This is a genomic window from Nonomuraea sp. B19D2 (assembly GCF_040137845.1).
Classification (GTDB): Bacteria; Actinomycetota; Actinomycetes; order Streptosporangiales; family Streptosporangiaceae; genus Nonomuraea.
The window spans coordinates 115,704-139,729 of sequence record NZ_JBEFAK010000018.1 but is presented as its reverse complement, the minus strand read 5'-3'; the positions used below and the strand labels follow the sequence as shown (position 1 = coordinate 139,729).

Genomic DNA, 24,026 nt, shown 5'->3' with positions numbered 1-24,026 from the left:
AACCCCAGGTGATCTTCTGGAGTCGCTCCGCTACGGCCCCTGTTCTCGGATAGGTACGGCGAACGGACATGTAGCGGCGTGTCGTTGCGCACTGCCTTCGCGACGCAGGCAGCCGAAGATGTCGCATTCCGAGACCGTCGACGTGATGCGTGTCACTGTCTGGGCGCTTCGGGTCGGGCATGCGCGATGATGACCGGAATGGACGCTCGATTCCTCGGTATCGCTGATCTGGTCGAAGCCCCGTCCGCGGCGGTCGTAGTCGACGTCATGCGTGCCTTCACAGTGGCTGCCTGGGCCTTCGCTCAAGGGGCAGAAAAGATCGTTCTTGCTGAGTCGCTGGACGAAGCCCTGGCGCTGAAGGCTCGCCACCCGGATTGGGTGACGCTCAAAGACGGTCCGCCGGCGACCGGTTTCGACGCCGTCAACTCGCCGGGCCTGCTGCGCTTCGTCGACCTTGGCGGACGGACCGTTGTGCAGAAGACCACGGCAGGGACGGTCGGCGCCCTTGCTGTCAAGGAGGCGTCGCTGGTGCTGTGCGCCAGCTTCGTGGTGGCGGGGGCGACGGCTCGGCTCTTGCGGACACGCGAGTGCGGCAGTGTCACGTTCGTGGTCACCGGCGACGACGGGCGCGCCGAGGAAGATCTGGCGTGCGCTCAGTACATCGCCCAGAGGGCCACCGGGGCCGGGGCGGATGCAGCTGAGTTCCTCCGGCGCGCCGGCGAGTCGCGCGCCGCCGCCGAGTTGGCGGAGGGCGTGCGCCAAGGAGCCCATCCTGATGACGTCGCACTCTGTCTTGAACTCGACCGGTTCCCCTTTGCCATGGTGGCGGCCTTGGAGGACTCACTCATGGTCCTCCGCCCGTGCGCCGTACCCTCGCTGACCGACGAGGCTTCGATCTGATCGCCGGTGAGGTCCGGCTCTGCCGTACGCTCGGACGGATCTCGATCGGCTCGCCCAGCACCTCGACGATCCGCGAGCCGATTTCGACGGCGCGTTCCCTGCTGGCCACGTCGATCACGGCGAAGCTGGCCAGGACCTCCTTGAGCTCGGCGAGCAGTACCGTCCGCCGAACCACCACGACAAGAGCGCGCGGTAGGAATATCGATGTGCTTCGCGGGATGTGGTGACGCGGGTACAGCCGAGTCCAAGGTCGAACTGCACACGGCGATCAGAAGCCGCGTGTTCGAGCGTCTCCCGCCGCGAATGCTGGAGAGGCGCTCCCTGGCCTGCACCTGTGATCAGTCAGCTCAGGGGAGGCGCCGTACGGAGCCGGCGACCTTGCCGTCCTCCATCGTGGCGGAGAGCTTGAACGCGCGGGATCTCACCTCGGCGGAGAACCAGCGGACGCCGCCCGGACCGCCCGCCGGACCGAGCGGAAGCTCTGCCGAGGTGCCGTCCGAGTAGCTGATGCGCACCTTCCTCACTCCGGTCCCCGCGAAGCCGATGAGGACGTTGTCGCTGGGCAGGCCGAGCTCCACCACGTCATGCATGATCGTCAGCGGCACCCGGCCGTACTCCGGCTTCCACGGTTCGAAGGTCCCGCCGCCACCGTCCACGATTTTGGCTCGGCGGGAGAGCACGCGGAGCGCGTACATGAAGGTTCTCCTCTGCAGTCCGGCGCTCATGGCCCAGGCTCGTTCGGCGTTCCTGCCGTGCGTGACGACACGCAACGGACGGTTCTCCTCGTCGGCGGGCGGGAACAGCAGGTCGGGAGGGTACTCCAGGATCTGGCTACGCGCCCGCTCGACGGCTTCAGGGCCGGCTGGGCGCAGATCTCGGACGAACGCGTCCACCACCTCGTCGGCCAGACCCAGCGCGGACACCTTGACGATCATGCCGTTCTCCCGCCAGAGCCGGACCTTGGGCATCATGAGGGCCGGATCCTCGTGCACCCAGTCCATGCTGAGCGATCCGCTGGACAGGAGGTCGCCACCCGCCAGGCCGGTGGTGCCGCGGATCTCCCGAGGCTCTCCATGCCGGCATCGCCGGGCAACTGGCTGACGGAGATTCTGGCTCGCGCCCGCCGGTTGGTCCAGACCTGCTCCGTTCCGCCGAGCTCCGCCTGCCAGCCGCCGATCGGCAGCGAACCGGTCTTGACGAGGTCCAGCTCCTGCGGCAGATGCGCGGCGTCGATCCGGGGCCGCCGCAGATCCTCTGCCGCTCCGTTGGCCGCCCTGATCAGCTCGGCCTCCGACAACCCGTGGCCCAGCACCGCGAACGACTCGAAGTCCGCGCTCGACCTCACCGGCCAGGTGATCCAGCGGTGCTGTCCCGATCCGCCCATGGTCGCCTCGTGCTTGTCCAGCTTGACCGGCTTTCCACCGTACGGCTGATCCCAGTCCTCCGACTCGGTCACCAGGACGGCCAGCGTCCTGTCGCCGGGCGTGTCGCCATCCGCGTACGCCGTGACCGGATCCTGCTCGGCCTCCGATGTGACCAGCTGCTCCAGATGGAGGTCTCCTGGACGGTCCGGCAGAAGCAGCGCCGCGGAGGCCTGGCCTGGAGTGGGCGCAGGATGAGCCTGCTGGGGGTCCGCCACGTTGCCGCCGCATCCGGCGCCCAGAACGATGAGGGCAGCCGCCACGAACACCCGCAAGGATCTCATTCCTGCTTTGACGCGATCTTCCGCGCGCGAGTTCTCCGTGCGACGGGGTTCTCTTGCCTGACCTTCCCCTGAACCAGGTCGTGGACCGTCCGACAACGTCAACCCAGAACCTCACGAACGCCCCACAGCGGCTGTCCGCGCTGCACCCACGGACCCAGGACATCGTCGACCGGTTCGTCGACGACATGGTCGCCACCGACGAGCGGCCGGTCGACCTGGTGCATGCGCTGTCCCTGCCGGCGCCCGCCCGGCCGGCGTCTCTCTTCTGCCCCGCGGAACGGTGCCGCCGCGTCGCCGGGGGTCAGTCAGGGCACGCGCAGGTTGGGGCTCCGCGTGAGCCCGAGGAAGCCGAGCAGGTCGTCCATCATGTGCTCGAACAACGGCAGCGGGTTGTCGAACGCGAATTGGTGGTGTCCGTAGACGGCCATGCAGAGCAACCCGTAGATCTGCCGCCAGCAGATGATCATGAGGAACACCACGCCGATCGGGAACTCCAGGCCGACGGTCTCGCGGTAGGTACGCAGCTGCGGCACCAGGGCGGGGTCGATGTCCTCGTCCGCGGGGAAGGTCAGCCGTCCTTCGCGCCACAGTTGCGCGAACCGCCGCCCGAACAGGCCGCCCAGCTCGCGCGCGATGACCATCGGGATGTCGTCGTCCGACGCGGCGACCTTGGGGAAGCCAGCTCCCATGAGCAGGTCGAACTCGACCTTGTTGGCCAGCGACCAGTCGAGCACGGCCCGCGTGGCGGCGTGCAGCTGGGCGCTGATGTCGTCGGGGTCCTGGCGCTGCACGGCCTGGGTGACGATGTCCATGAACTCCGCGGTGACGTCGTCGTAGACGGCGCGGACGAGGCCTGCCCTGCCGGTGAAGTAGCGGTAGAGAGCCGGGGGCGTCACCCCGACCTCGCGGGCCACGGCTGCGAGGGTGAGACCCTCGACGCCCTCCTCGGCGGCGATCCTCCGGGCGACGGACTTGGCGTCGCGTTCGAGCTCGGCCCGCAGTCGTTCCCGTCGCGTCAACGCTGTCACCCGCCCATCTTGTCTGGTCTCGCCCGCCGCTGCCACTTGCGGTGAATGGGCGACACATGGTTAATAGTATTCACTCTTTTATTGATCATCATTGAAGCGATGCGAAGGAGACCTTGGATGGGTAACCGCAGAGGCGGCTGGCCGGCGACGACGGTCGCGATCCTCCTGGCGACCACCGGCTGCGCGGCACAGGCCGGCCCTGCCGCCCCGTCGCAGCCGAGCCCGAGCGTCACCGTCACTGCGGACGCCAGGAAGTCGGCGCTGGCCGAGGCGGCCAAAAGCCTGCCCGCCTTACTTTCCGCCCCGGGGCCGGTCGCCTGTTCGAGGCAGGACGGGCAGTGGCAGGCCACGGCCTACGACGACGCCTTCCGCACCCGTACCGCGACCTTCTCCAGCACCACGCTCGCGCCCCTCTTGACCGAGATCGCCACGAAAGCCGGCGGACAGGAGGCGTTCGTGCGCAGCCTGTGCGGCGAGAAGGGAGATCCCGGCATCAGCCCGGTCTCGCCGGACGGCCGCCGAGTCGCCGTCCAGGTGGACTTTCCTGCCAGCGGTGACCCGACGCATGTCGGCTGGCTGGACCTCGGCACAGGGACGTTCACGGACCTCACCGACAAGTCAAACAAGAAGGGGTACGTCAAGGAGACGTTCTCCGACAAGTACCCCGGATTCGCGCCCGACGGGTCGTTCTGGTTCCTGCGCGACTCCCAGCAGTTCTTCTCGGCGGACCCGAACGGCCGGCTGACCCCGCGCCGGCTCAGCCTGGCCTGTTTCAGCAACCGGAACGAAGACACCTTCTACCAGGTCGTACGGTCGGTCGCCGTCATGTGCGAGGGCACCGTGCACCCCTCCGGGAGGTTCGCGGCCGACCCCAGTGGCGTGGCCAAGGGAATGACCCTGGTCCAGGGTGCCGAGCTCGACATCCTCGCGAACACGGTCGACCGGTACGAGAACGCCCCGCTCCAGCTGCCGTTCGGCATGAAGGTCGCCGTCCGCGACCACGGCCGCCTGCAAGACTGCAGCCCCGTCGCCTGGGTCAACGCCACCGACCTGCTCTGCGCGGGAGCGGGCAACAACTTCTACACCGTGCAGATCGACCCCAAGACCGCCCGGAACGACATCGAGTACGTGCAGTCCACCGAGGTGAAGGTGAAAGCCGAGATCGCCCCCGTGACCGAGACAATGATCAGCTCGGTGGCCCTCTCCCGGGACCGCCGCTCCCTGATCATCGTGGCCGATCAGGAGAACACCGACACGGACCAGCTCTACCGCGCCAGCCTGGTCTCACCCTCCGACCCCGTGGAGATCGGCCCGGTCCCGGCGGAGTCGAAGGAGCACTTCACCCTCCTGGGCAACTACCAGCAGCCCGTACGCGCCGCCGGCACCTCGCGCTGACCGTCACTTCAGGAGGCGGACATCCGGATATGCGGGCCTCGGCCGGTACTGATCGTCGCGGTCTTCCTGCCCGTGGCACATCAGGCCCGCACGATCCACCACGCGCGGCGTTGAGAGGGGGGACGACGACGGGAAAGGGGGATTACCCGCTCCTTTCCACTCTCAACGTATAGCGCACCGGGGGGCTTGCGGCAAGACCCGGGTCGTGCCGCAGAATCGTCGGCCGAGGCCAGAATCTGCGGATATGGGGGACGCGCAGTGCGTGTGTTGTCGTCGACGTATGGGTCGCGCGGGGACGTCGAACCGTTGGCGGGACTCGCGGTGCGGTGGCGCCGCCGTCGGCGGCGGACCCGGCCCCGACCACCGAGTCCCTGTCAGCCGCGCTCAGGACGGCGCTGGCCCCCGAGACCCGGGCACGGGCAGCAGCCGTGGCCGGCACGATCCGCACGGACGGGGCGGCGGTGGCCGCGAGGCTGCTGATCGACGCGATCAGCCGGGAAACGGCACCCGTGTAACCACCCGGGATCGTCGAGCCGGTACAGACACCTTGCTGCGCGCAACGGCGCAAACAATCTCACATCGGAGCTAATGACTTGAACCCCCTGACTACCAGTGCGTTCGACCTTCCCGTCCGCCTCTCCCCCAAGGCCGACCCGGCGCTGATCGCCGGCGATGAGCAGCACTTCGCGGCCATCGCGGAGAGTCTCGAGCAGTCGATCGCCGAGCTGTCCGACCGCCTCGATGCCGAGCGCAAGTCGCCCGGCGGCAAAGGCAGGCAGGCGATGGACCGGGACATGGAGATCCACCGGCTGACCGCTCGCCTGCGCGCACTGCGTCGCTTCGGTCTGGACCTGTGCCTCGGACACATGGTCAGCGCGGACAACCCCGAGCCCGTGTACATCGGACGACTCGGCCTCACGGACAGCGCGGGTCGTCGGCTGCTGCTCGACTGGCGCTCCCCCGCGGCTGAACCGTTCTTCGGAGCCACCCACGCCAACCCGATGGGCCTGGCGAGCCGCCGCAGGTATCGCTGGACCCGTGGCCGGATCAGCGACTACTGGGACGAGGTGTTCACCTCGGATGGGTTCGAAGGGCACGCCGCGCTCGACGACCAGTCCGCCTTCATCGCCAGCCTGGGCGGCAACCGGTCGGGCCGGATGCGGGACGTGCTCGGCACCATCCAGGCCGACCAGGACGCCATCATCCGCGCGGGATCGCGTGGCGCTCTCGTCGTGGACGGCGGTCCTGGCACGGGGAAGACCGTCGTCGCCCTGCACCGCTCCGCATACCTCCTCTACTCCGACCCTCGCCTCGGTCACCGCAGGGGCGGCGTGCTGTTCGTCGGTCCGCACCAGCCCTACCTGGCCTACGTCGCCGACGTCCTGCCCAGCCTCGGCGAGGAGGGCGTGCAGACCTGCACCCTGCGGGACCTCGTCGCCGAGGGAGCCGCGGCGGCGATCGAGACCGACCCGGACGTGGCCCGCCTGAAGTCGTCCGCGAACATGGTCAAGGCGATCGAGCCGGCCGTCAGGTTCTACGAGAACCCGCCCACCAAGGGGATGACGGTCACGACCCACTGGTCCGACATCTGGCTGGGCGCCGACGATTGGGCCGAGGCGTTCGAAGCAGCAGAGCCCGGTACTCCGCACAACGAGGCGCGCGACCAGATCTGGGAGGAGCTGCTCACGATCCTGGTGGACAAGCACGACGACGAGGACATCTCTGCTGACCTGGTCCGCAAGTCGCTGCTGCAGAACAGGGAGCTGCTCACGACCTTCAACCGCGCGTGGCCGCTGCTGGAAGCGGCCGACCTCGTCGGAGACCTGTGGTCGGTACCCGCCTACCTGCGGATGTGCGCTCCCTGGCTGAGCCCCGACGAGGTCCGGCGGCTGCAGCGCGCGGACGCCCAGGCCTGGACGGCGTCCGACCTGCCGCTCCTGGACGCGGCCCGGCAGCGGCTCGGCGACCCGGAGGTGTCACGACGCAAGCGCCGGCATGACGCCGCCGTCGCCGCCCAACGCGAGCGCATGGCGCAGGTCGTCGACAACCTGATCGAGGCCGATGACGACGGTGAAGGTCTGGTGACGATGCTGCGCGGACAGGACCTGCGGAACAGCCTGATCGACGAGACCGCACTACCCGGCACCGACCCGGACCGGCTCGCCGGCCCGTTCGCGCACATCGTCGTGGACGAGGCTCAGGAACTCACCGATGCGGAATGGCAGATGTTGCTGCTGCGCTGCCCGTCCCGGAGCTTCACCATCGTCGGGGACCGTGCCCAGGCCAGGCACGGGTTCACCGAGTCGTGGCAGGAACGGCTCGAGCGGATCGGGCTCGACCAGATCAACCTGGCCTCTCTGAGCATCAACTACCGGACGCCGGAAGAGGTCATGGCGGAAGCCGAGCCGGTCATCCGGGCCGTGCTCCCGGACGCCAACGTGCCGAGCTCCATCCGCAGCAGCGGCGTCCCCGTCGTACCCGGATCTGCTTCGGATCTGAGCTCGATCCTCGACACCTGGCTCGCCGCGCATGCCGAGGGGATCGCCTGCGTCATCGGCGATCCCACGTTCCAGGAGACGTCCCGCGTCCGGTCGCTGACCCCGGAGCTGTCGAAGGGGCTCGAGTTCGACCTGGTCGTCCTCATCGACCCGGAGGAGTTCGGCAAGGGCATCGAAGGAGCGGTCGACCGCTATGTCGCCATGACCCGGGCGACCCAGCAACTCGTCATCCTCACGAGCTCCTGACGCCGGCCGGGCCTGGACGCGCAACACCCATCCCGGACTCAGGCACCCGCTGCCGGCGTCAGGGACGTATTCCAGAAGTCGGCGTAGCGGCCGCCGCGGCGCAGCAGCTCGTCGTGGCTGCCCTCCTCCACGATCCGGCCCTCGTCCAGAAAGACGATGCGGTCGGCGCGTTGGACGGTCCGCAGCCGGTGCGCCACCATCACCACCGTCCGGCCCGCCATCAGGCGCTCAATGCCTTCGTGGACGGCCGCCTCGTTCACCGGGTCCAGTGCGGAGGTCACCTCGTCCAGCAGCACGACGGGCGCGTTCTTCAGCAGCGCTCGCGCGATCGAGACTCGCTGGCGCTCACCGCCCGACAGCAGTGCGCCGCCCTCGCCGACATTCGTCGCCCATCCGCCGGGCAGCCGCTCGACCACTTCGTCCAACCGCGCCGCCGTCGCCGCCGCCCGCACCTCGGCGTCGCCGGCGTCGGGACGGCCGAGACGCACGTTCTCCTCGATCGTGCCGTCGAAGAGATAGACGTCCTGGAAGACGATGGCGAGCTGCGCCATCAGCACTTCAGTGTCGATCGCGCGCACGTCCACACCCCCCACGCGCACCGCGCCCGCGTCCACGTCGTAGAACCGCGCGAGCAACTGCAGCAGTGTGCTCTTACCCGCACCCGACGGTCCGACGACGGCAAGCCGCTGTCCCTCCGGCACGGACAACGACACGTCGTCGATCACCGTACGGTCGCCATGCCGAAAGGCGACGGAGTCGAACTCCAGGTCATGGCGTTCGGGCTGGACCGGTTCGCGAGGTTCCGGCAGCGGCTCAGTGCGCAACACCGTGTCGAGTCTCGCCAGCTCGGAACGTGCGACGCGTAGCTGGCCACCGATATCCGACAGCGACAGCAGCGGATCTGCGCAGCGGGCGGCCAGCACCAGGATCGTCAGAATCTCCGCCGCACCGACGTTCCCGCCGAGCGCGAGGTAGGTGCCCAGGGCCAACAGCACGGTGAACATCGCCTGCACCGTGAGCGTCAAGCCCACTACGCCAGGCAGCGCCGACAGCGTCAAACGGCGGGAGGCGCGCTGGAGCTCCTGCAGCGAGTCGTCGAGCAACCGGAAGCGTTCGACGGTCCGGCCGCCGGCGCGCAGCACCGGCTGGGCCTGGAGATATTCGATGACTCGCCCGGTGGCCTCATGGTCGCGTTCGACGCGCTCCGCATCGGCGGCGGCCATCGAACGTCCCGCCCAGATCTGGATCGCCGCCACGACCGGTACGGCCACCAACGCGGCCAGCCCCATGTGCCAGTTGAAGGCAAGCATCACGACAACGATCGTCAGGGGAGTCACGCAGGCGGAGATGAACGGTGCCAGCAGATGCGCGATCACGCTCATCGCCTGCAGGACGCCGCGGCTGGCCAGGACGGACACCTCCCCGACGCGGCTCGCGCTGTACCAGCCGATCGGCAATCGGGCCAGATGATCGCCGAGACGGCGATACATACCGTGCAACAGCGTGGTCCCGGCGCGGAACCCGGACAGGTCGCTGACATAGCGCAGCACCGCGTAGACCGCGACCGCGGCCCCGAACGCGATCAGCCAGGGCCGCGCATCTCCGGGGGCGCTCCCGAGCAGTTCCCGCAGCACCGGAACCAGCAGTGCGTACGACAGACCCTCGACTATCGCGGTCGTCGTCATCAGGGCCACGGTGCGGCGCACCGGCTGGGCGTACTCGTTGCCCAGCACGCGCAGCAGCATTCGAATCATCGGGGCCAGTCTCCTTGCAGTACGCCAACGTGGGGGGCGATCGCCGATCGTTGGGATTGCCAGAACGCGGCGAACTTTCCGTTCTGCGCCAGCAGCTCGGCGGGCTTGCCGCGCTCGACGATCGACCCGTTCTCCAGCATCACGACGGTGTCGGCGTCGGCGATCGTCTCCAGGCGGTGGGCGATGACCAGGGTCGTCCGATCACCCTCCAGCGTCGCCAGGGCTCGGCGCACCGCCTGTTCGGTCTGGGGATCGGCGAAGGCGGTCGCCTCGTCGAGCACGAGCACGGGCGCGTCGGCGAGCAGGGCGCGCGCGATCGAGATCCGTTGTGCCTCGCCGCCCGACAGTCCGGCCTCTTCGTTGATCACCGTGTCGTATCCGCGCGGCAGCTCAAGAATCCGATCATGAATATTGGCCAGCCGGGCGGCGCGGATCACGTCGTCGAGGTCGGCCTCCGGTACCGCCAGCGCGATATTGTCCGCGACCGGCGCGCGCAGGAGGCGAACGTCCTGGAAGACGAAGGAGACCAGCCGGTAGAGCTCCCGGCCGCCGAGCTCGCGCAGATCGACACCGCCGAGCGCGACCGAACCGTGGGTCGGGTCGAAGAACCGCGGCAGCAGCTGGACCAGCGTGGACTTCCCGCTGCCCGACGGCCCGACGACCGCAGTGACCGTCCCCGGCTCGAGCACCAGGTCGATCCCGCGCAGCACCTCGTGATCGGCTTCATAACCGAATCGAACGTCACGCAGTTCCACCCGGTGGCCCTGTGGCGCGACCGGATGCGCAGGCTCCGGTAGCGACTGCACGGCGAGCACGTCCCGGATCCGGCCGACCGCGCGCCGGGCGGCCTGCATGTCGTCGAAGCCGTGCCCGAGTGCCGCCACCGGAGCGGTCAGTCCCAGTCCGAGCAGCAGGAAGGGCAGCAGGTCGGCCGGGGCCATGCCACCGGTCGTGATCAGCGCCGCGCCGCCGATCAGCACGACCAGCAGCACGAACGGCGGCGACAGCGCCAGCTGCATCCCCGCGGCGATCCCGGACAGACCGCGCACCATCCGGAGAAAGCTGCTGACGAAATCGTCCGTGGCCGTGCGGAATTTACGGTGGACGCGCTCGGATCCACCGAACGCCTTGACCACCGAGATACCCTGCACGAACTCGACGACGGAGCTCGCGATCCGTCCCATGGCCGCATCGAAGTCCTCCTGCTCACGCAGCCTGGCCGGGGTCATCATCAGGGGGACCAGCGCCACTGCCAGCGCCACCGGGATCAGCGTGATCAGCGTGAGCCGCCAGTCGACAGTGAACAAGTAGATCAGCGACACCAGCGGCACGACGAATGCGGAGACCAGCTCGCCGGGGGTGTGGGCGATGAACGGGTGCACGGCGCTCACGTCCTCCCCCACCACCTTCGCCAGCTCGCCGCTCCGGCGCCGGGAGAACCACCCGATCGGTACGCGCCCCAGCCGCGCGGCCAGTTGCCGGCGGAACGACAGTTGCACCTGGCCGTCGAGAATGTGCCCGAGTCCGGACGACGCGGCAGTGAACAGCAGCCGCACGAACAAGCCGGTCGCACCCGCGATCACGATGGTCCAGACATGACCGTGCTCGATCGGGCCGGGAGACAGCAGCGTACGGCCCAGCTCGACGACCGCCAGCAGCGGCGCCAGACCCGCGACAGCGCCGATGACCTGCAGGATGACAACGGCGCCGAAACTCCATCCGTACGGGCGCAACAGCCCCGCCAGGCTCTGTCCCGCCGCGAAATCGGCCTGCGGTGGTGGTGTGGACTGCTCCCCCGCCTTGGCGAGGTCGGTGGCGTTCATCGCTCTCCCGAGTTCGTCAATCTTGTTGCGACCAGGCACGTGGCCGGGCCGATGGTGGTTGAGTACCGGGTTCGAGGGGTCCGGCCTAGGCTTCGGCCCGCTTCTCCAGCCGGCTGCCACGGGGCAGGGTGACGGCCATGATGTTGCTGGGGATGTCCAGCTTGATGCGGTGCCATCGCCCGCGCGGGACGATGGCGGCGGTTCCGGCCGTCAGCCTGATCTCTTCCTCCTGTTGTCCCGGCCGCTCCGGACGGAGGTACAGGCGGATCTTCCCGATGAGGCAGGACACGACCTCCTCGGCCTCGGGGTGGACTTCCCAGTGGTCGCCGTGGACGTCGGCGTCGGTCTTCGCATGGAAGGCCGTCACCTGCCAGCCGTCCTGGTCGCAGTCCGTTGCTCTCTTCTCGGCGTGAACCCTGCCGCCTTGGTGAAGCTGGAATGAGGACGCGAAGAGATCGATCGGGGTGACACTCATGCCGGGACATCCTTCCTACGGTGATCTTTCGTCTGGTGGCTTGCCGGTCATTCCGGGCGAGCAGCGCATCGCGGTCATCGGTCTGCTCAGCCCGTACCGGCAGGCTGGTCCGGCGCAGGACGGTGAGGGCGATGAGGGCGGCGGCGCCCAAGGTCAGGCCGAGTGCGTATCCGTCGGTGAGGGCCTCGGGTGTGGCGGTCCGCAGCGCCAGCGCGGCCAATGCGGCGGCCCCGATGCCCTGTACGGCGGCCTTGCCGCCCAGCAGGAGCAGCCCGCCGAAGGTGCGCGCGTAGGCGTGGATCACCCAGGTCAGGCCCACTGCGCTGAAGCCGAGGTCGGCAGCGATCTGTGGGAGTCCGACGTTCACGACCGACAGGCCCAGCGACACCATGAACTGCACGACGGCCACCGCGGCGAGGGTGCGCCGCCCCGTGGCTGTACGGCCTCTGCGGTTCTCATGACCGCAATCGTCGTCCAGCTGCTGTTCAGGGGCGTCCTACAAGCGGAGTCATCTGCCGCTACCACATCGGGACCAACGCCTGGCCGGACTACGACGTGGGGAGTAGTCGAGTGCGGTGACGGGGGGCGGGTCCGAGCCCGGATCAGCCCGAACGCCGCGCTCCTTGCGGCGGCCGCCACGCTCTGCGCGGCATTCTCGCGGGCGAGGCCGATGGCGGCGGCGAGTTCGCCTACCGCCGGCACGCCACCGGGCGAGGCCGGCCGGGCTCCCGTCCGTCCGGCAGCGGGTCGGCGCCGAGCTCAACCTCGCCGAGCCGCGCGTGGCGCTGGCCGAAGGACTCGCCGCCTACGTGCTCACCGGCGTCACGCCGGCTGCCACCGCCCGCGAACGCGTGCTGGCGGCCATCGCCGACCTCTACCGCTGAGAAGGTGCCCGCCGTTGTCCCGTACGTCTCGTGCGAGGGGAGGGCTTCAGACCCGTTCCCAGTTCGAGCTCGGGGACCTGGCGCTGGAGATCGAGTCGATGCAGCCACACGATGGCGCGCACCCGAACCAGGGCGAGGCGCTGTTCGGCGTCTTGGAATCGCTGCAGCTGTTCGCCGACGACCTGTCCATCCCGGTGAAGACGTTGGAGACCTATCAACGCATTCACGACGCGAAAACCGCTGCCGCCCCACCAGACCAGCCAAGTGAAGTTGACCTTGGCCCCGGCATGGTTACCCGAGCGATAGATCCCGAGTCATGCGTCCAACGCGTAGGACCGGTCGATCAACTCCGTCATCGCCTGCTGGAAGTTACGGCGTTGTTGCTCGTTCCAGCCCTCAGTCAGCCGGTCGAAGACCTGCTCCTGCCAGTCATGAGCTTGATCCAACACAGTATGGCCGGATGAAGTGAGTGTCGCGTGGCGCTGACGGCCATCCGTATCCGATGCCTGCATGGTCAAGTATCCGGCCTCTGTTGCGCTCTTGACCAGTCGTGATGCACCGCTCTGGTCAATGCCGATTTCGTGGGCCACGGCATTGACCGTGGCCACGATTCCTCGTTGGGTCAGCGCATGGACGGCCTCGGTGACGAGCACGAGCCGGCCTTGTTCGGCCAGCTTGTGGTCGCCGGCCGGTAGCCTCCGTGACCAGTACCGGACAAACGCGAACAAGACCTGTCCAGGCCGCGGGGTGCTCACTCGGTGGCCGCCATCTCGCGGCAGATGTAGGCCAGCTCCAGCGCTTGCTTCAGATCCGGTAGCCGGAGAGCAGCCGTTACTTTCCCGTCGGCTACCCGGAACACCGTCGCCACTCGAGTTGACGCCTTGCTCTCGGGCCAGGTGGCGTCCTCCTCCACGACCATGAGGCGCTCACTGATCGGATGCCACGATCGCGGGTGCAACGTGATCCCAGAGCGTTCCACCCAGCCCGCGAACTGCTCAGGCGTGATCGGTCCGGCGCCCTTCGGGCCCAGGACGACGATCGGATCGCCGACCGCCCCTGCTGAACGCTCCAGGTCGCCCTCGTTCACGCTCGCGTGCCACTCGTTGATGGCTGCTTCCAGTGCCGACTCCATACCGGAAGTCTATGCGGAACGCATACATATCTGGAAGCCGGGGATCAAAGACAGCTTCCGAGCACCGCACCATCCGCACCGCCGCACAGCGGCGCGGTGCGCCCAGGTGGCCCAGGCCCAGCGCCAGAGCCGCTCGAGAGGGCCGTAACGGTATCGGCGCGCGATGCCCTGGATGGCTGAGCGTCACGTTTTCCGCGTCAAGTCCCGCAGCGTGAACGGGGCCGTGAACCCCTGCGGGGCCAGGCGTCCCGGACGGGCGCGGGAGTTGACGTTCTCAGCAGGAGGCGGCGCGGGCGAGGCTCTCTTCGATCAGCTGGAGGACTTTGAGGGCCTCGGCCTGCTGGTCGGGGGTGAGACCGGCGGCGGCGGCGGTTTCGAGTTCGGCCCAGATGTCTTCGATCTGCTGACGGACGGCCTGGCTGGCGGGGGTGGGTTCGATGATGGTGGCGCGTTTGTCGGTGGGGCTGGGCTTGCGGCGGACGAACCCGGCGTGCTCGAGGCGCTGGATGGTGCGGGTCATGGTGGCGGCGTCGGAGCCGAGCATGCGCACCAGGTCGGCCTGGCGCTGGGGGCCGTGGTCCCACAGCTGCATCATGACCAGTTCCTGACCGAGGTGGAGGCCGACGCGGCGCAGGAGCTGGGCGGCGAGCATGCGGTGCAGGCGTGCCACGCGGACGATCGCGTGGTTCATCCGCCCTGCCTGGACCGAGGCGGGCAGCGGCGCACACGCCACGTCCGCACCATCGCCGGAGCACGTGTCTTCGCCGGCGTCCTTCGGCCTGCTCACGCAGTCACCTCACAGTCGTCTAATAGATGCTCGAACAGGTATAAGTTTACCGCCACACCTCGAGCGCCGTGCGCGCGCGACGAAACTCCGCGACCTTTCTGGAGATCCGGGAGATGGTGGCGCATGTCACGCAGGAGCTGGAATGGGCCTCAAGATTTACTTGTTCGGACAGGCAATGATGGCCGCTGAGGCGCCGTCGTGACCTGTGATCGCCGGAACGGCGATCTTCTCCCGAGAACAAGGAATGTGATCATGCCAACGGCATTCGACTCTTTCGAACTGGGCTGCAAGCGCCTGGCCAACCGCATCGCGATGGCTCCGATGACCCGTAGCCGCGCGTACGCCCCCGGTGCCAGCCCGACCGAGTTGATGGCGACCTACTACGCGCAGCGGGCCGGTGCCGGTCTGATCGTCACCGAGGGCACCCAGCCATCCTTGATCGGCCAGGGATACCCCGACACCCCAGGACTGCACTCCGCCGAGCAGGTCGCCGCCTGGCGGACGGTGACCGACGCCGTACACCGCGAAGGCGGTGTGATCTTCGCCCAGCTCATGCACACCGGCCGGATCGGCCACCCCAGCCTGCTGCCGGACGGCCTGCACCCGGTCGCCCCCTCCGCCGTGGCCGCCAAGGGACAGATCTACACGCACCAGGGCCCCCAGGACTTCGTCACCCCCAGGGAGCTCACCGAGGCAGAAATCGTCCAGACCATCGACGACTTCGCCACCGCCGCGCGCAACGCCGTGGCCGCCGGCTTCGACGGAGTGGAACTCCACGGCGCCAACGGCTACCTGATCCAGCAGTTCCTCGCCCCCAACAGCAACCGCCGCACCGACGCCTGGGGCGGCTCCGTCGACGGCCGGATCCGCTTCGCCGTCGAGGTGGCCACCGAGGTGGCCAAGGCCATCGGCGGCCAGAAGGTGGGACTGCGCATCTCTCCCGGCAACCCGTACAACGACATCGCCGAGAACGACCTGGAAGAGACCTACGGCGCCCTGGTGACGCGGCTGACCCCACTCGGCCTGGCTTACCTGCACGTTGTGGAAGGCTCCGACCGCGACCTGACCCGCCGCCTGCGCAAGGACTGGCCCGGCGCCTTCATCCTCAACCCGTTCACCCACCCCGCCCCCACCGGGCCGGACGCACTGGAACTGGTCGAGGACGGCACCGCCGACATGATCGCCTTCGGCGCGATGTTCCTGGCCAACCCCGACCTGCCCGCCCGCCTCGCGGCCGGCGGCCCGTACAACGCTCCTGACCCCGCCGCCTTCTTCGGCGGGGACCACCGCGGCTACACCGACTATCCCGCCCTCAGCTGATCCCGGCCCCAGGCCCGATCAGCATGGCGCCCGGCCGGTCACCCCGGCCGGGCGCGGTGTCGGCGCCGATGCCGGTGGCGCGGATGCGGGCGGCGCCCTCCAGCGTGACCGACGGGTACGGCGCCGTCGGCCCGATGACGCACAGCGAGGCGCGGCCGGTGCGTTCCACGTCCTTGGCCTTGGCCCGGCGGGGTTCGGTGGAGATGAGCAGGCGGTCGCCGTCGAGGGCGAAGTAGACCACCGACTGGCGCGCCGTCCCGTCGGGCCGGGTGGTGGCCAGCACCCCGGCGGTCTGCCCGTCGAGGAAGTCGCGGACTATTCGGTCGATCATGAGGTCACCACGCGGTAGCGGATGGGGTAGCGATCGAGCGCCGCGGCCAGGTCGGGGTCGGGGCCGATCAGGGCGACGGGCCGCCCGTCCTCCAGCACGACGTTGGCCGGGCTGCCGGGGCTGAGCTCGGCGATGACGCGGCGGACGGCGTCGGCGACCAGTTCGGGCTTGAACAGCTTGCCGACCGCCGTGGTGGGCAGCGCCTGAACGACGTGCACGGACTTGGGGGCGGCGGCCGGTTCGGGAGCGCGGGTATGGGCCCAGGCCAGCAGGTCCGTCTCGCTGACCGGGGCCGTGACGGTCACGTACGCGACGGGGACCTCGCCGGAGTGCGCATCGGGGCGGCCTACCACGGCCGCACCGCTCACGTCCGGGTGCGCCAGCAGCGACTCCTCGACAGGGCGCGGGTCGATGTTGTGGCCCCCGCGGATGATGAGCTCCTTCGCCCGCCCGGTCAGGTAGACGTAGCCGTCGGCGTCCACGTGCCCCAGGTCGCCGGTCAGCAGCCACCCGTCGAAGATCTTGCCGCTCGGGTCGGGGCCGTCCGGGCCGAGGTAGCCGGGGAAGACGGCCGGGCCGCTGATGGCCAGCACCCCCGTCTGGCCGGGCGGGCAGTCGCCGGCCGGCCGCTCGGCGGCGTCCACCGTGACGGCCTTGATCTGCTGGTACGGCAGGCGCAGCCCGACCGAGCCGGCCCTGGGCGCGAAGGCGGGGGTGGCGGCACTGGCGCAGGTGGCCTCGGTCAGGCCGTACCCCTCCAGCATCGGCACCTTGACCGCCTGCTCGAAGTCGGCGCGGACCCGGCCGGGCAGCGGTGCGGCGCCGACCGCGCCCGCGCGCAGGCTGGAGATGTCCACGCCGTCGGGCACGGGAGGCAGGTTCGCGTAGACGGTCGGCACAGCCGAGAACGCGGTGACCCGGAAACGTGCAATGATGCGCCAGAAGTCGGCCATGAGCGTCTTGTCGCGATAGCCGAGCGGGCCGAGACTGACCACGCTCGCACCGTGCATGAACGGCGCCAGCCCGGTCACGTGCAGGGCGTTGACGTGGAACAGCGGCAACCCGGCCAGCGCCACCCCACCCCCCACATACGCGCCCGAACAACCGAGCGCCCACGCCATGTAGACCTCCATGGCATGCGTATGAGGAGCGATCTTGGGGGTGCCCGTGGTGCCGCCGGTGTGGAAGTAGGCGGCCAGATCCTCCGGCCCGGGCCGGTGCGTCGTGATCAGCCGGTCGCCGGGCTGCTCGGCAGTCAGTTGTTCGAAATCGCCACCGACGACCAGCAGCGCGCGCAGGTCCGTCAGGCTCTGGGCGATACGCACCGCCTTCTCGCCGACGGAAGCGGACACGACCAGGATCTCGGCCTTGGTGAGGGTGAAGATGTCGACGATGTGCTGGTCGGCCAGCATCGGGTTGACCGGGTTGGCGATGCCGACGGCCTGGGCGCCGAGCAGGGCCGCGTAGGTGTGGCCGGTGTTGGGCAGCAGCAGCCCCACGGTCCCGCCGGGCGGCAGGCCGAGGCTGGTGTACAGGTTGGCGGCCTGGTGCACGCGGGCCAGCAGCTCGGCGTAGCTCCAGGTGACCGCCTCGCCCTCCCCCAGCAGGTGCAGGGCGGGCGCGTCCTGGGCCGTGGTGGCGGTACGGCGCAGCAGCTCGTAGGTGGAGGCGGGCAGGCCGCGCTCGGCCAGCGGCACCGCCTCCACCAGCGGCAGGTCTTCCGGGACCAGGACCAGGGGGCGGTCGCCCTCGGTGTGATGGGTCATGTGTGCGCTCCCGTCATCAGCGCGACCAGGTCATCCGGCTCGATGAACGACGGCGGCACCGGCGGTCCCCAGCTGTAGAGGATGCGCATGTCCTCGAAGACCTCCGGCTTCCAGATCGCGTCGTCGACGACGCAGTCCAGGTCGGAGTAGTACTCTGAGAAGTTGCCCGCGGGGTCCTTGAGGTACCAGAAGAAGTTCGAGCCGATGTGGTGCCGGCCCAGGCCCCACACGTGCCTTTCGGGGTGGCCCGCCAGCATCCGGTGGGCACCGCGGCCGATCTCGTCGACGTCCTCGACCTCCCAGGAGGTGTGGTGCAGGTACGGCACCGGCGCGGGCTGGACCAGCACGTTGTGGTGGTCGGTCGAACAGCGCAGGAACGCGGCGATGCCCGGCACCTCGTCGCTGACCTTGAACCCGATGCCCTCGGTGAAGAAGCGCCGGCTGGACTCCTGGTCGGTGGAGCCGAGCACGACATGGCCGAGCTTGCGCGGCCGTACCGGCTGCTCACGCAGCACGCCTGGGGCCCGGGCGTCCACCCGGTCGGCGCGGCCCGGCCCGTTGTAGACCGGGGCGGGCTCGGTCGCCCGGGTGATCCGCTCGGCGATCGACACCTGGACGCGTACCTTCGTGCCGGGGTCGGTCACCCTGCCCTCGGCGTCCAGCGCCAGGTCCAGGCGGGCCAGGCTCGACGCGGTGCGGCCGACGTCATCGGCGTCGTCCACGCCGACGCCCAGCTCGACCAGCCGCCGGGTGGGCGCGTGCACCAGGCGGAGCTGCTCTCCGCCGTCGGCCGTGGCGAAGGTGTTCTCACCGGTCGGCCTCAGCCCGAAGTCGGCGTAGTAGGTGGCGGTCTCGGCGACGTTCGGCACGCCGACGGTGATCCGGGTCAGGCGGTGAAGTGCCATGGTCAGGCTCCTGCGAAGGTGGTGCGGAGCGTGCCGATGCCCTCGATCGTGCTGTGCAGGTGCTCGCCCGGGGCCAGGAAGCGGGCCGGGGTACGGGTGCCGCCGATCCCGCCCGGGGTGCCGGTGAAGATGACATCTCCTGGGAGCAGCGGGGTCACCGACGACAGGTTCTCGATCAGCTCGGGCACCGAGAAGATCATCTGGCTGGTACGCGCGTGCTGCATGCGCTCGCCGTCCAGGTGACAGGCGATCTCCAGATCGTCGGGGTCGGCGAACTCGTCCGGAGTGACCAGCCACGGCGCCATCGGGCCGAAGCCGGGGAAGGACTTGCCGAGGGAGAACTGCTGCGGCTGCGGCGGCGCGAGCTGGGTGAGCCGCTCCGACAAGTCCTGTCCCACCATCAGCCCGGCCACGTACTGCCAGGCATCGGCCGCGGCCACCCGGTGGGCGTGCCGGCCGATGACCGCGACCAGTTCCACCTCCCAGTCGGTCAGCCCACCCGCCGGCAGCGTGACGACCGCGTCCTGGCCGGTCAGGCAGGAGACGAACTTGGTGAACACCGGTGGCCTGGCCCCCGGCTCGATCTGTGACTCCTCGGCGTGGTCGCGGTAGTTCACGCCGATCGCGAACACCTGACGCGGCGCCGGCGCCGGGGCCTCCAGCTCCGCCTCCGCGAACGACACGGGCTCGGCGTCGGTGCTCCAGGACCGCAGCTCGTCCCATCGCTCGAACAGCGCCTGCGGATCGGCGGGAAAGCGTCCGCCGCCGGCCTGCTCGATATCGATCGCGCCGCCGCCGGCGATCAGCACCGCCCGGCCGGCGAGGTTGGCAACCCGCATGAGCTTCCCTTCGTCAGGCCGGCCGCCCTTCGCGGCCGGCCATCGGCTCGTCACGCCGATTCAACGAAGGCACCGCCTCCGGTCGCTTGTGCCCGCAGCCCAAAAACGCGGCGGCGATTTGGGCGCGGGGCGGAGAAGATTGGGCTCAAGGCAGGGCTCTGGCGATCTCCAAGGCCAGGCGCAGCTCCAGCAGGTCGTCCGGCAGGGCGTGCCCGAGCAGCTCCTGGGCCTGCTTGATCCGGTAGGACACGGTGTTGCGGGAGACGTGCAGCAGGTCGGCCGCACGCTGCGGGCTGCGCCCCGAGGCCAAATAGACGCGCAGCGTCTCGCGCAGCTCCGCCGTGCGCCGGTCTCCACCCAGCAGAGCGCCCAATGTCTCCTCGGCGAACCAGCGGGCCCGCTCTCCTCCCGCGGCCAGCAGCGACCGTACCCGGATGTCGGCGTACCGGCACAGCCGCACCTCCTCGCCGAGGAAGTCCTGTGCCTCCCGCGCCCCCAGATGGCTGCGCCGGAACCCCGCCACTCCGTACGCGACCGGCCCCACCGCCAGCCGCAACCCCTCCGGCACCCGGATCTCCAGCGCGCCGCGCCCGGCCGGCGACGGCCAGGCGGTCCAGGCCCACACATCCGACGGCCCTGCCTGCACGGTCAGCACCCCCTGCCCGCCCACCGCCCGGCCCACCTCCGCGGCGAAGCGCCGCAGCACCTCTGCCGTGGTGTCGAGCTCGTCGGCGGCGACCACGAACGCGAGATGGTGCCGGGCCACCTCGTAGCCCAGGGTCCGGCCCGCCGTCTCCCGATCGATGCGCCGCCCGGCCAGGATGTCGTCCACGATCCGGCGCCGCGCCGCCTCCGTGCTGGCCTGCCAACGGTCCCGCTCGGCGATGTACTCCTCGGCCATCCGGCTGGCGTGCGCATCGGCGTACGAGAACAGCAGCTCACTGACCCGGTGGCTCTCCGCCAGCCGCACCGGTCCGGGTTCGGCGTCGATGGCCTCCATCAGTCGCTGGTGCAGGCACGCGTGCCCGATCCGCACCCCGCGCAGCACCAGCTCCAGCGGCACCCCACGGCGTACCAGCTCCGCGTTGCCCTCCACCGCCTCCACCGGGACCAGCTCCGGCGACGGCCGGACGCCCAGGAACAGCCCGGTCAGCGCGGTGAGCACGCTGGCCTCCACCGAACGCCGCAACGTCTCGAACGGCGCCCGCCCACCACCGTAGGCGGGCACCTGCCGGATGACCTCCTGAGTCATCCACACAGCCGTCTCCACCGCCCACGCCGCCGGGCCCTCCCCGAGGGTCTCGCGGGCGAAGGCCAGGGTGGCGGGGGACGCCGCAGGCCGGCGCCCGGCACCTCTCGCCCGCAGGCCCAGCAGCCACCGGCACGACATGTCACTCACCTGGCAAGTCCTAGCACGGCAGACCCTCAACCAGGCGGGGGACCTGCCCTCAGTGCAGCAGGGGCTCAGTGTCCACGTCGTGGGAGTAGAGCCAGGCGCTGTGCCGGAGGAAGTCCCCGTCGCGCAGCCCGGCGTCGCGCTCGCGTTGCGCGGGCCCGTCCGGCAGGTGGTTGTAGTCGGCCCGGCCCCGGCTCATCAGCTGCACCCGGCTGGCACGCGGCCGGCGGGTCGCCTCGTACGACAGCAGTGCCTTCGGCACCGAATCGCGGTCGGCCTCGCGCAGGCAGCGGGCCAGGACGGCGGCGTCCTCGATCGCCTGCCCGGCCCCCTGGGCGAAGAACGGCAGCATCGCGTGCGCGGCGTCGCCGAGCAGGGTGACGCGGCCGCTCGTCCAGCGCTCGAGCGGGCTGCGATCGTAGAGGGCCCATCGCTTTGTGCTGGGAGCGGCGGCGACCAGCTGCCGCACTTTCTCGTCCCAGGTCTCGAACTCGACGGCGAACTCGGACAGATCGCCGTCCGCCGTCCACGACTCGAGAAGCCACTCACCGGCGGGCACGATGGCGACGACGTTCACCAGCCGTCCGCCCGACACGGGATAGTGCACGACGTGCCGCCCGGGGCCGACCCAGATCGTCTGAATCCGCCGCCGTGCGTAGTCGGGTGCCTTCTCGACGGGGATCAGCGCGCGGAAGGCGCTCAGGCGGCAGAAGTGCGGCTCCACCTCGGTCACGATCAGCGGTCTGACGGCCGAATGGATGCCGTCGGCTCCGATCACGGCGTCGGCGCGCACCTTCGTCTCGCCGCCCGTCCGATGCGCGAAGGTCAGCTGGACCTCCGCGTCGTCCTGCTCGAGCGCCACGAAGCGGTGATCGAGGTGGACGGCCTCCGCGGGCAGCGCGCTCTGGAACATCGCGAGCAGGTCCGCACGGTGCGCGGTGTGCACGTTGGCGCCGTACATCCGCTCGCAGGCCTCCCCCATCGGCTGCACGGAGAGGATCTCCCCGTCCGCCCAGCGACGGTACTCCCACGCCTCCTCCAGCCAGACCGCGCACCGGGCGAGGGCGTCCCCCAGGCCGAGCCGCGTGATCAACCGGACCATGTTCGGCGCGATCATCACGCCGGCCCCGACTTCCCGCAGCGCCGGCGCCTGCTCGTACACGACGGCGTCCACGCCGATCCGGCGCAAGTGAAGCGCCGCCGCCAGCCCGCCGAGCCCCCCGCCGACAATCGCCACCCGTAAGCTCACAGCTCTCCCCCAGACCTGCCCCCTCAGGCAGACCCCCAATTGTCAAACGACCGCACCACTTTGGCACGACCTGCCGAGAAAAGTCACCCTCACATCGCCGCTTCCGGCAGCGCCGATACCGCATGCCGGGCTTCGATTGACGCGGCAGGATGATCACATGACAGTGAAGGACGGCAAGCGGTGGAACCACAACATCCATTACCACCCCCAGATCCTGGGCGCAGTCCCCTGTGGCGCCCAGCATCGGCCAGGCCCGCGAATAGCCGCCGCCGGGCTGGCCCGCATGCGTGACCTGCTGCGCCCCGGCGGCGTCCTGGCCATCGTCGGCCTGGCCCGTAGCGCCATGCCCAACGGCCTGCCGCGCGACCTGGCCGGCATCGTCGTCGGCACGCTCCATCGCGCCGAGAAGGGCCACTGGCAGCATCCCTCCCCCACGGTGTGGCCGCCGCGGGACTGACGATCGACCCCCGCAAGGCGCCGCTTTCGGTGACGGGCCTGGTATAGATCCAATACCGTGGCCCGTGGACCATCGGCAAAGCCCGTAAGTTTCGGAGCCTCTATGCGCGTTGCAGCGGCAGTCCTCTCCTTCGTTCTCGCCATCATCGTCGTCCCTTCCCTACCGGCCGCGGCTACGCCGCTGCCAGGCGGCAAGGCCACCTATGTCGTCTCGCAGGGTCACCTCAAGGCCGCCTCCAGACAGAACTGGGTACGTTTGGGCAGCTACCGCTTCGCTGCGAACGGCACGGTGACCGCCGCCCTCTACCTGTGGTGGCAGCGTCACCCCAAGGCCAGACAGCGCACCGGCACCGTCCCCGACCAGAGCTGCACCACCAAGGCCGGCGGCGCCCAATCGCGACCCCGCACCTGCGAGGTGCTCACCGCCGGGGGCTTCACCGGCGCTCCCGACGAGAGCCGCACCGGGACGTACACCGTGTCAAGGAACGTGCTGACCATCCGGTGGAAGATCGCCCAGACGTGGACGGAGCAGTGGTCTGTGCGGCCCTCCTCCGACGGGAAGCTGGCCCGCCTGGACCTCAAGCACAGCACGCTGGCCACTCACGGGTACGGCTATGGCAGCAACGCCGCACTCGGCACCCGGCGCGCAATGAGCTCGGTGAAAGCGTTTCCCGGCTCCCTCAGGCAGGACCTGACGAGCTGGGCGAGCGGCAAGCTCGTCACCTCCAGCAACCAGCCGTTCGGCCACTCCGCCTTCCGCGCCTGCGCAGCCACCACCTCGTGCCTGACCTACCTGCAGCCGTCCTCGAGCAGCGCGTGCCAGAAGGAGGGCGGCTGCCCCAAGTACGGCGGCGGAACGCGCGCCAACATCAGCTCCATCCAGTACTACCTCACGACGATCTCCAAGTCCGACCGGCGCGACACGCTGTGGCACTGGTGCACCTGCCTGGCGATGGAGCGCGGTGAGTTCTGCTACACCGGGAACTCCCACGTCAAACCGCTCATGCAGATCATCGACGACAAGGGCGCCTTCCGTGGCTGGGTCGGCGCGGAAGCCTCCTTCTCGACCGGCTCCCGGGCGACGGACATGATGGCGGTGCTCCGCATCACCGACTTCCGCTGACCGGCCGAACCGCC

At 69.6% G+C, this 24,026-nt stretch carries 23 protein-coding genes; 7 read left to right on the top strand and 16 right to left on the bottom strand.

Annotation, left to right across the window (positions count from 1 at the left end; all coding sequences use genetic code 11):
* Positions 1-198 precede the first annotated feature (198 nt).
* Entirely contained in the window at positions 199-900 is a 702-nt protein-coding gene (locus tag ABN273_RS30445) for a 2-phosphosulfolactate phosphatase (RefSeq protein ID WP_349452486.1), read from the top strand.
* A 347-nt stretch (positions 901-1,247) separates the two neighbouring features.
* On the opposite strand, the gene ABN273_RS30440 is transcribed toward ABN273_RS30445, so the two are convergent.
* The 4 genes from ABN273_RS30440 to ABN273_RS30425 form a co-directional block, all read right to left on the bottom strand.
* Positions 1,248-1,892, bottom strand: coding sequence for a hypothetical protein (locus ABN273_RS30440; protein WP_349452485.1), 645 nt, complete (start codon positions 1,890-1,892; stop codon positions 1,248-1,250).
* Positions 1,868-2,605, bottom strand: a complete 738-nt coding sequence (locus ABN273_RS30435) for a hypothetical protein (protein ID WP_349452484.1) — start codon at positions 2,603-2,605, stop codon at positions 1,868-1,870. Before ABN273_RS30435 ends, ABN273_RS30440 begins: the two co-directional genes overlap by 25 nt.
* 98 nt (positions 2,606-2,703) lie before the next feature.
* Positions 2,704-2,829 (bottom strand): hypothetical protein, encoded by a 126-nt coding sequence (locus tag ABN273_RS30430; protein ID WP_349452483.1) that lies wholly within the window; start codon positions 2,827-2,829, stop codon positions 2,704-2,706.
* Between the two features lie 81 nt (positions 2,830-2,910).
* Positions 2,911-3,633, bottom strand: coding sequence for a TetR/AcrR family transcriptional regulator (locus tag ABN273_RS30425; RefSeq protein WP_349452482.1), 723 nt, complete (start codon positions 3,631-3,633; stop codon positions 2,911-2,913).
* Positions 3,634-3,750: 117 nt separating this feature from the next.
* Between ABN273_RS30425 and ABN273_RS30420 the strand changes: the two genes are divergently transcribed.
* The 3 genes from ABN273_RS30420 (at position 3,751) to helR (ending at position 7,772) form a co-directional block, all read left to right on the top strand.
* On the top strand, positions 3,751-5,028 hold the full coding sequence (locus ABN273_RS30420; RefSeq protein WP_349452481.1) for a hypothetical protein: 1,278 nt from the start codon (positions 3,751-3,753) through the stop codon (positions 5,026-5,028).
* A 326-nt stretch (positions 5,029-5,354) separates the two neighbouring features.
* Positions 5,355-5,543: a hypothetical protein gene (locus ABN273_RS30415; protein WP_349452480.1), complete on the top strand. Its 189-nt coding sequence runs from the start codon at positions 5,355-5,357 to the stop codon at positions 5,541-5,543.
* Positions 5,544-5,621: 78 nt separating this feature from the next.
* Positions 5,622-7,772, top strand: coding sequence for an RNA polymerase recycling motor ATPase HelR (gene helR / locus ABN273_RS30410; protein ID WP_349452479.1), 2,151 nt, complete (start codon positions 5,622-5,624; stop codon positions 7,770-7,772).
* 38 nt (positions 7,773-7,810) lie between these two features.
* Here helR and ABN273_RS30405 read toward each other — a convergent pair whose 3' ends face one another.
* From ABN273_RS30405 to ABN273_RS30380, 6 genes are all read right to left on the bottom strand, one after another.
* Positions 7,811-9,517, bottom strand: coding sequence for an ABC transporter ATP-binding protein (locus tag ABN273_RS30405; RefSeq protein WP_349452478.1), 1,707 nt, complete (start codon positions 9,515-9,517; stop codon positions 7,811-7,813).
* Positions 9,518-9,522: 5 nt separating this feature from the next.
* Positions 9,523-11,349 carry an ABC transporter ATP-binding protein gene (locus tag ABN273_RS30400; RefSeq protein ID WP_349452477.1) on the bottom strand — a complete coding sequence of 609 codons (1,827 nt, stop codon included), beginning with the start codon at positions 11,347-11,349 and terminating at the stop codon, positions 9,523-9,525.
* Between the two features lie 85 nt (positions 11,350-11,434).
* Positions 11,435-11,824 carry a cupin gene (locus tag ABN273_RS30395; protein ID WP_349452476.1) on the bottom strand — a complete coding sequence of 130 codons (390 nt, stop codon included), beginning with the start codon at positions 11,822-11,824 and terminating at the stop codon, positions 11,435-11,437.
* Between the two features lie 1,198 nt (positions 11,825-13,022).
* Complete coding sequence (locus ABN273_RS30390; protein ID WP_349452475.1) at positions 13,023-13,436, bottom strand: MarR family winged helix-turn-helix transcriptional regulator; 414 nt, start codon at positions 13,434-13,436, stop codon at positions 13,023-13,025.
* 23 nt (positions 13,437-13,459) lie between these two features.
* A complete protein-coding gene (locus ABN273_RS30385; protein WP_349452474.1) occupies positions 13,460-13,840 on the bottom strand; it encodes a hypothetical protein in 381 nt (126 codons plus the stop codon).
* A gap of 274 nt (positions 13,841-14,114) precedes the next feature.
* On the bottom strand, positions 14,115-14,627 hold the full coding sequence (locus ABN273_RS30380; RefSeq protein WP_349452473.1) for a MarR family winged helix-turn-helix transcriptional regulator: 513 nt from the start codon (positions 14,625-14,627) through the stop codon (positions 14,115-14,117).
* Between the two features lie 252 nt (positions 14,628-14,879).
* On the opposite strand from ABN273_RS30380, the gene ABN273_RS30375 reads away from it, so the two are divergent.
* Positions 14,880-15,947, top strand: a complete 1,068-nt coding sequence (locus tag ABN273_RS30375; protein WP_349452472.1) for an alkene reductase — start codon at positions 14,880-14,882, stop codon at positions 15,945-15,947.
* Here ABN273_RS30375 and ABN273_RS30370 read toward each other — a convergent pair.
* The 6 genes from ABN273_RS30370 to ABN273_RS30345 all read right to left on the bottom strand — a co-directional run bounded on the left by ABN273_RS30370 (position 15,940) and on the right by ABN273_RS30345 (position 22,433).
* Positions 15,940-16,278, bottom strand: a complete 339-nt coding sequence (locus ABN273_RS30370; protein ID WP_349452471.1) for a pyridoxamine 5'-phosphate oxidase family protein — start codon at positions 16,276-16,278, stop codon at positions 15,940-15,942. The genes ABN273_RS30375 and ABN273_RS30370 overlap by 8 nt on opposite strands.
* Entirely contained in the window at positions 16,275-18,044 is a 1,770-nt protein-coding gene (locus ABN273_RS30365) for an AMP-binding protein (RefSeq protein ID WP_349452470.1), read from the bottom strand. Before ABN273_RS30365 ends, ABN273_RS30370 begins: the two co-directional genes overlap by 4 nt.
* Entirely contained in the window at positions 18,041-18,949 is a 909-nt protein-coding gene (locus ABN273_RS30360; RefSeq protein WP_349452469.1) for a VOC family protein, read from the bottom strand. The genes ABN273_RS30365 and ABN273_RS30360 overlap by 4 nt, the downstream gene beginning before the upstream one ends.
* 2 nt (positions 18,950-18,951) lie before the next feature.
* Positions 18,952-19,788, bottom strand: coding sequence for a fumarylacetoacetate hydrolase family protein (locus tag ABN273_RS30355; RefSeq protein ID WP_349452468.1), 837 nt, complete (start codon positions 19,786-19,788; stop codon positions 18,952-18,954).
* A gap of 145 nt (positions 19,789-19,933) precedes the next feature.
* A complete protein-coding gene (locus ABN273_RS30350) occupies positions 19,934-21,178 on the bottom strand; it encodes a PucR family transcriptional regulator (protein ID WP_349452555.1) in 1,245 nt (414 codons plus the stop codon).
* Between the two features lie 58 nt (positions 21,179-21,236).
* Entirely contained in the window at positions 21,237-22,433 is a 1,197-nt protein-coding gene (locus ABN273_RS30345) for an FAD-dependent monooxygenase (RefSeq protein ID WP_349452467.1), read from the bottom strand.
* A 157-nt stretch (positions 22,434-22,590) separates the two neighbouring features.
* Here ABN273_RS30345 and ABN273_RS30340 point away from each other — a divergent pair, with 157 nt between their 5' ends.
* Together ABN273_RS30340 and ABN273_RS30335 are read left to right on the top strand one after the other, a co-directional pair.
* On the top strand, positions 22,591-22,890 hold the full coding sequence (locus ABN273_RS30340) for a hypothetical protein (protein ID WP_349452466.1): 300 nt from the start codon (positions 22,591-22,593) through the stop codon (positions 22,888-22,890).
* A gap of 102 nt (positions 22,891-22,992) precedes the next feature.
* Positions 22,993-24,012: a hypothetical protein gene (locus ABN273_RS30335; RefSeq protein ID WP_349452465.1), complete on the top strand. Its 1,020-nt coding sequence runs from the start codon at positions 22,993-22,995 to the stop codon at positions 24,010-24,012.
* Positions 24,013-24,026: the final 14 nt, after the last annotated feature.